This is a genomic window from Variovorax sp. WDL1 (genome assembly GCF_001541225.1).
Lineage (GTDB): Bacteria > Pseudomonadota > Gammaproteobacteria > Burkholderiales > Burkholderiaceae_C > Variovorax.
Map to the genome: position 1 here is coordinate 167,571 of NZ_LMTS01000027.1, position 6,128 is coordinate 173,698.

Below are 6,128 nucleotides of genomic sequence, written 5' to 3' on the forward strand. Positions count from 1 at the left end.
TGGCGGTCAACGCGGGCTCTGCCCTCACGCCGATCGGCAACCCCCAGAACCTGTACCTCTGGCACCGCTCGGGCGAGAGCTTCCTCGGCTTCATGGGCATGATGGCGCCGACCGTGGCCGTGATGCTGTTCTGGCTCTTCGCTGCGGTGCGCTTCCTGGTGCCGCGCGTTGAGATCCAGCTCAAGCCCGCCAGCGATGCCGCGCCCGTGCAGCCGCGCTTGCTGGCGCTGTCGGCCCTGCTCTTCATCGCCTTCGTGATCGCGCTCGACCAGGGTTGGCTGGCCGCCGGTCTCGGCTTGGTGTCCGGCGCCTTCCTGCTGATGCGCCCGCGCGTGCTGCTGGGCATCGACTGGGCGCTGCTCGCGATCATCGCTCTGATGTTCGTGGACCTGCGCCAGCTGGCCGAGCTGCCGATCGTGGCCGCGCTGCTGCAGCAATGGCAGATCGGCGAGGGCTGGCGCGCCTACCTGGCCGCCATCGGCGTGTCGCAGTTCATCAGCAATGTGCCGGCCACCATCCTGCTCGACCGCTACGTGCACGACCTGCCCGCGCTCGCCGCCGGCGTCAGCATCGGCGGCTTCGGCTGCGTGCTGGGTTCGCTGGCCAACCTGATCGCGCTGCGGCTGGCGAAGGTGCCGCACGGGCTGCGCGAATTCCATCGCATCAGCATCCCCTTCCTGCTGGTGTGCGCGGCCTCGGCCCTGCTCCTCAGGCTCTAGGGGGCCGTACCGGCCAATGCGGAAGTGCCTGCCACGCCAACGACGCGCATGGCGGCGTTGACGCGGCCTTCACTCCCGAATCGACTGTTACGGTCCCCTGGCCGACACGCAGGCCATCGCCTTCGGATCGACGAGCCGGTCGTAGTCCTCGGCGCTCAGGAAGCCCAGCGCGACGGCCGCATCCCGGGGGCTCGTGTTCCGCTCCAGGGCGGCCTTCGTGATCTGCGCGACGCGGTCGTAGCCCAGCACCGGATTGAGCGCGGTCACCAGCAGCAGCGCGTTGTCGACCTGGGTCGCTAGCCGTTGGAGGTCGACCTCGATGTCCTTCACCATCCGCTCGGCGAACACGCGCGCGCTGTCGGCCAGCACGCGGATCGACTGCAGCAGGTTGTGGATCAGCACCGGCTTGGCGACGTTGAGCTCGAAGTTGCCGGAGGCGCCGGCCATGGTGATGGTGACGTGATTGCCCATCACCTGCAGGCTCGCCTGCACCACCACTTCGGCGATGGTCGGATTGCGCTTGCCCGGCATGATCGAGCTGGTCAGGCCTTCATCGGGGATGACCAGCTCGCCCAGTCCGCACCGCGGCCCCGAGCCGAGCAGGCGGATGTCATTCGCGATCTTGACCAGCGAGGTGGCCACCACGTTGAGCGCACCCGAGAGCTCGACCAGTGTGTCGTGCGCCGCCATGCCTTCGAACTTGCTGGGATTGGGCGCGAAGGCCGCGCCGGTCAACGCACTCAGCTCTTCGCAGAAGGCGGCATCGAAGCCCGGTGGCGCATTCAGCCCCGTGCCGGCCGCGGTGCCGCCCTGCGGCAGCAGGCACAGGCGCGGCAGGGTGCCGTCGATGCGGTCGATGCCGTGGCCGATCTGGCGCGCAAAGGCATCGAAGGCCTGGCCCATGGTCATCGGCACTGCATCCATCAGGTGCGTGCGCGCGATCTTCAGCACCCCGGCGAAGGCGGCGGCGCGCTCCTCCAGCCGCTGGCGCAGCAGCAGCAGCGCAGGCCGCAGGCGCTGCGCGACTTCCTGCTGCGCCGCAAGGTGCATCACGGTCGGGAAGCTGTCGTTGGACGACTGGGAGGCGTTGACGTGGTCGTTGGGGTGCACCGGCGCACGCGTGCCCAGGGGCTGGCCCAGCAGCTCGTTGGCGCGGTTCGCGATCACCTCGTTCGCATTCATGTTGGTCTGCGTGCCCGAGCCCGTCTGCCACACGCTCAGCGGGAAGTGATCGTCGAAGCGGCCGTCGCGCAGCTCTTCGGCGGCGGCGACGATCTTCTGCGCCAGCGCGGCATCGAGCGCGCCGCAGCGCAGGTTGGCGCGCGCGGCCGCCAGCTTCTGCAAGCCGAAGGCGCGGATCAGGCAGGCGGGGAAGCGCTCCTCGCCGATCTCGAAGACGCCCAGCGCGCGCTGCGTCTGTGCGCCCCAGTAGCGGTCGGCCGGGATCTCGACCGGCCCGAAGGCGTCAGGCTCCACACGCATGGCGACCATGGCGCGTCAGTCCAGCGAGATGTGGGTCTTGGCCGCGACCGCTTTCCAGCGCGCCACCTCCGACTCGGTGTGCTTGCCCAGCGCGGCCCCGGTGTACTGCTCGGCCGGCAGCATCTGGATCGCCTGGCTCGCCATCTTGTCCGTGAAGGCCTTGTCGGTCATGACCTTCAGGTAGGCCTGCTGGACCTTGTCGAGCGCCGCCTTGGGCGTTCCCTTGGGCGCGTAGATGCCGTACCACGTCGAGGCCTCGAAGCCGGGCAGCACCGTCTCGGCCAGCGTCGGCACGTCCTTGAGTTGCGGCAGTCGGACCTTCGAGGTGACGGCGAGCGCGCGCACCTTGGACTCGGTGATCTGCGGCAGTGCGGTATTGGTCTGGTCGAAGATGCCGTCGACCTGGCCACCGATCACGTCCACCAGGGCCGGGCCCGCACCCTTGTACGGTACCAGCGTCACCTTGATGTTGGCGGAGCTCGCGACCAGCGCGGCGATCAGGTGCGAACTGGAGCCCACGCCGGCGTTGCTGATGAAGAGCTTGTCGGGGTTGTTCTTGCCGAAGTCGATCAGCCCCCGGATGTCCTTCGCCGGATGCTCCTTGCGCACCATCAGCACCAGCGGCGTGTCGGGGAAGCGGAAGACGGGCTCGAAGTCCTTCACCGGGTCATAGCTGAGCTTCTTGTAGAGAGCCGGCGCGGCGCCCATGTAGCCCATGTGGCCGACCAGCATGGTGTAGCCGTCGGGTGTCGCGCGTGCGGCCTTGGCTGCGCCGATGGTGCCGCCCGCTCCGGCCGAGTTGTCGATCACGATCGGCTGCCCGAGCTCGCGCGCCACGTGTTCGGCGATGCTGCGCGCGAGCGCATCGGTGGGGCCGCCCGCTGCGAAGGGCACGATCCACGTGATCGGCTTGGTCGGGTAGGCCTGGGCCTGGGCGGCACCGACGGCGGCGGCCGCCGCGAATGCACACAGAACGGTCTTGATGAAACGCATGCTCATGTCTCCTGAATGGAATGAAGGATGGAGGGGACCAGGGAAGTTCAGTGCTGCGCCTTTGCCGAAAGCGCGAGCGCACGATCGACCATCTGCGGTGCGAGGCCGAGATAGTTCGCGGGCTCGGTCAGGCGATCGATGGCGGCACGGTCGAGATGCCGGGTGACTTCGGGCAGCGCCGCCAGCGCCTCGGCCAGCGTGCCGCCCTTTTCGTTGACACTGCGGCAGGCGTCGTAGACCAGGTCGTGCGCCTGCTGGCGGCCGGTGTGCGGCGCCAGGCCCATCATCACCGCCTCGGCCACGATCAGGCCGCGGCTGATGCCCAGGTTGTGCTTCATGCGCCCGGCATCGACGATCAGGCCGCCGAGCGCGAACTTCGCCTGGTGCAGCGCGCCCGCCGTGAGGATGAAGCTCTCGGGGATCGCGATCCACTCGGCATGCCAGGGTCCCGTGGCGCGCTCGAAGTCCTGCACCATCGCGTCGACCATCAGGCCGGCGTGCTGCCGCACCGCCTTGGACGCGGCCAGCATCAGCTCGCTGGAGATCGGGTTGCGCTTCTGCGGCATCGTGCTGCTCGCGCCGCGCCCTTTCACGAAGGGCTCGTAGACCTCGGCGAATTCGGTGGACGCCATGATCATGATGTCGAGCGCAATCTTCCCGAGCGAGCCGGTGACCAGCGCCAGGAGGTTCACCGCCTCGGCGAAGCCATCGCGCGCCACGTGCCAGGTGGTGGCCGGCACGCCCAGGCCGAGCTCCTCGGCCATCGCCTGCTGCACCTCGAAGCCCTTGTCGCCGAGCGAAGCCAGCGTGCCCGCGGCACCGGCGAACTCGACCACCGCGACACGCGGGCGCAGTTCGGCCAGGCGCTGCTGGTGGCGGTCGAACATCGCGAGCCAGATCGCGACCTTGTAGCCGAAGGTCACGGGCAGGGCCTGCTGCAGATGGGTGCGGCCGGCCATCGGCGTGTCGCGGTACTTCTTCGCGAGGCCAGCCAGGATGGCGCGCAGTTCGCGGATGTCGGCGTCGACGCCGTCGAGCGCGTCGCGCACCTGCAGCGCCACCGCGCTGTCCATGATGTCCTGCGTGGTCGCGCCCCAGTGCACATAGCGCCCCGCCTCGCCGCACATCGCCACCAGCTGGTGCACGAGCGGCAGGATCGGGTAGCCGACGATGTCGGTCTCCTCGCGCATGTGGTCGAAGTCGATGCGCTCGATGGTGGACTCGCGCGCGATGGTTTCGGCCGCTTCGCGCGGGATCACGCCGACGCGCGCCTCGGCCTTGGCCAGCGCAACCTCGACGTCGATATAGCGCTGGATCAGGGCGCGGTCGGAAAAGAGCGAGCGCATCTTCGCAGTGCCGAAGGCGTCGCGGAACAGGATCGAATCGACGACCGTGCTGGCCATCGGGATGGAGGTGGAGGACATGGCAGCGCCAATATGTTCGGACATATCGACTTTAATATGTCCGAACATAATTCCAACTCAGTACTAACCCTGAGCCTCAGAATCGCGTTCACGATGAACAAGCCCCGCTTTTCCGATATAGCCCTGCACCTCAAGGAAGGCATCACCTCGGGTCATTACCCCGTCGGCACGCTGCTGCCGACAGAGCTGGAGCTGCGTGATCACTACAAGACGAGCCGGCATACCGTGCGCGCCGCCCTGCAGGAGCTGCAGCAGCTGGGCCTGGTGTCGCGCCGCAAGAACGTCGGCACGCGCGTGGAATCGGCCACGCCGCAGGTCGGTTTCCAGCAGTCGCTGGCCTCGGTGGAAGACGTGGTGCAGTTCGGTGCGACGCACGTCCGGGTGGTGCGGGAGGTCGAGACGTTGCAAGCCAAGGGTGCCCTGGCGCGCCTGCTCGGCTGCCCGGAGGGAACGGCCTGGCTGCGCATTTCCAGCCTGCGGATGGACGAGGAGCAGCTCGGGCTGCCGATCTGCTGGACCGACTTGTATATGGACCCGGCCTACACCGAGCTGGTGGAACTCGTTCGCGATTCGCCGGAGACGCTGGTCAGCACCTTGATCGAGCAGCGCTACGGCCGGCGGGTGGTCGAGATCGTGCAGCAGTTGCAGGCGGTGGAAGTGCCCGCGGCAATGGCGCAGCAGCTGGGCGTGGACACGGGCTCAGCAGCCATGCAGGTCGTGCGCCGCTACCTCGATGCCGACGGTGAGACGATCGACGTCACCGTCACCCTGCATCCGGCGGAGCGCTTCTCGCTCACCATGCGGCTGCAGCGCTCCGCGGGCTGAGCGGGAGGACAATCGAAGCCCTGCCATGCAACCGCACGACACCACCCCATTGCCCTCGCACGCGCTTTCGCTGCGGCGCTACGGGGCCTCGCGCGGCAGCCATGTGCATGAGCACTTCCAGGTGCTGGTCGGACTCGACGGCATGCTGGAACTGGAGGTCGAGGGGCGCGGCCGCCGCGTCGGCGCCGGCGAAGGCTGGGTCGTGACGCCCGGGGAGCGCCATGACTTCGAATCGCGTACCGGCAGCCGGTGCCTCGTCCTGGACACCACCCAGGACCTGTGGGCCCAATGCGCGGGACGCACGCCGATGGCGCCACAGCTCCTGTCGCTGGCGCGCTATCTCGCGCTGTGCGTGACGCAGGCATCGCCACCCGTGGCCGCGCTGCATCACGCACCGGCGCTGCTGCTCGAGGCCTGGGGGCCTCAGGTTCCGAACGGCCGCCGGCGCGCCATCGACTGGCGGGCCCTTGCCGCGTGGGCACAAGCGCGCTGGCACCAGCCCTTGAGCGTCGCCGACCTCGCGGCGGTCGCGTGCCTGAGCCCCAGCCAGTTCGCCCAGCGCTGCCGCGACGAGCAAGGCATGGGGGCCATGCAATGGCTGCGAAGCCAGCGGCTGTTGCAGGCCAGGCAGTTGCGCATGGGCGGCATGAGCGTCGCCGAGACGGCCCGCCGCACCGGCTAAAAA

6 protein-coding genes are annotated in these 6,128 nt (G+C 68.6%); 3 read left to right on the top strand and 3 right to left on the bottom strand.

Annotated elements, in window-relative coordinates; all coding sequences use genetic code 11:
- Nucleotides 1-719 (top strand): SLC13 family permease (locus tag APY03_RS43315; protein ID WP_332307376.1); only part of this gene is annotated, 719 nt, incomplete at its 5' end.
- 87 nt (nt 720-806) lie between these two features.
- Here APY03_RS43315 and APY03_RS05875 read toward each other — a convergent pair.
- The 3 genes from APY03_RS05875 to APY03_RS05885 are packed head-to-tail and all read right to left on the bottom strand — an operon-like array spanning nt 807 to nt 4,618.
- Nucleotides 807-2,210, bottom strand: coding sequence for a class II fumarate hydratase (locus APY03_RS05875; RefSeq protein ID WP_068674825.1), 1,404 nt, complete (start codon nt 2,208-2,210; stop codon nt 807-809).
- Nucleotides 2,211-2,216: 6 nt separating this feature from the next.
- Nucleotides 2,217-3,194 carry a tripartite tricarboxylate transporter substrate binding protein BugD gene (locus APY03_RS05880; RefSeq protein WP_068674924.1) on the bottom strand — a complete coding sequence of 326 codons (978 nt, stop codon included), beginning with the start codon at nt 3,192-3,194 and terminating at the stop codon, nt 2,217-2,219.
- A gap of 47 nt (nt 3,195-3,241) precedes the next feature.
- Nucleotides 3,242-4,618, bottom strand: a complete 1,377-nt coding sequence (locus APY03_RS05885) for a class-II fumarase/aspartase family protein (RefSeq protein WP_068674926.1) — start codon at nt 4,616-4,618, stop codon at nt 3,242-3,244.
- Nucleotides 4,619-4,711: 93 nt separating this feature from the next.
- Here APY03_RS05885 and APY03_RS05890 point away from each other — a divergent pair, with 93 nt between their 5' ends.
- Nucleotides 4,712-5,443, top strand: coding sequence for a GntR family transcriptional regulator (locus APY03_RS05890; protein ID WP_068674827.1), 732 nt, complete (start codon nt 4,712-4,714; stop codon nt 5,441-5,443).
- Between the two features lie 25 nt (nt 5,444-5,468).
- Nucleotides 5,469-6,125 carry an AraC family transcriptional regulator gene (locus tag APY03_RS05895; protein ID WP_157103376.1) on the top strand — a complete coding sequence of 219 codons (657 nt, stop codon included), beginning with the start codon at nt 5,469-5,471 and terminating at the stop codon, nt 6,123-6,125.
- The last annotated feature ends 3 nt before the right edge of the window (nt 6,126-6,128 follow it).